Below are 877 nucleotides of genomic sequence, written 5' to 3' on the forward strand. Positions count from 1 at the left end.
CCGCGCCGCCGACGGCCTCACGCTCGACGTGACCGAGGCCGCGGTGCTGCTGGCCGCGCGGGGCGAGGACCTGGACCGCCTGACGGCCCTGGCCGCCGCCCGCCGGGACGCGCGCCTCGTCGACGAGGGGCGCCCAGGCGTGGTGACCTACTCGCGCAAGGTGTTCGTCCCGCTCACCCGCCTGTGCCGCGACCGGTGTCACTACTGCACGTTCGTCACCGTGCCGGGCAAGCTCCGCGCGGCCGGCGAGGGCATGTTCCTCGACCCCGACGAGGTCGTCGAACTGTGCCGCCGCGGCGCCGAGGCCGGCTGCAAGGAGGCACTGTTCACCCTGGGGGACCGGTCCGAGGACCGGTGGCCCGAGGCACGTGAGTGGCTCGAGTCGCGCGGCTTCTCCTCCACGCTGGACTACGTGCGCGCCATGGCGATCCGCGTGCTCGAGGAGACCGGGCTGCTGCCGCACCTCAATCCCGGCGTGATGAGCTGGGCGGAGCTGTCCCGGCTCAAGCCCGTCGCCCCGTCGATGGGCATGATGCTCGAGACCACCGCGACCCGCCTGTTCACCACCCCGGGCGCCGCCCACCACGGCAGCCCCGACAAGGACCCGGCCGTGCGGCTGCGCACCCTCACCGATGCCGGCCGCCTCGCGGTGCCGTTCACCTCGGGGATCCTCGTGGGAATCGGGGAGAACCGCACCGAGCGCGCCGAGAGCCTGCTGGCGCTGGCCGGGCTCGCGCGCGAGTACGGGCACCTGCAGGAGGTGATCGTCCAGAACTTCCGCGCCAAGCCCGATACCGCGATGCGCTCGGCCGACGACGCCGGCCGGGACGAGTTCCTCGCCGCGATCGCCGTGGCGCGCCTCGTGCTGGGGCCGCGC

At 74.3% G+C, this 877-nt stretch carries 1 protein-coding gene; it reads left to right on the plus strand.

All coding sequences use genetic code 11. The annotated features are described in order from the left end of the window. Positions 1–877 (plus strand): 7,8-didemethyl-8-hydroxy-5-deazariboflavin synthase CofG (gene cofG / locus G6030_RS09735; protein WP_182643002.1); only part of this gene is annotated, 877 nt, incomplete at both ends.

Source organism: Dietzia sp. E1 (genome assembly GCF_014145015.1).
GTDB classification, from domain to species: Bacteria; Actinomycetota; Actinomycetes; order Mycobacteriales; family Mycobacteriaceae; genus Dietzia; species Dietzia cinnamea_A.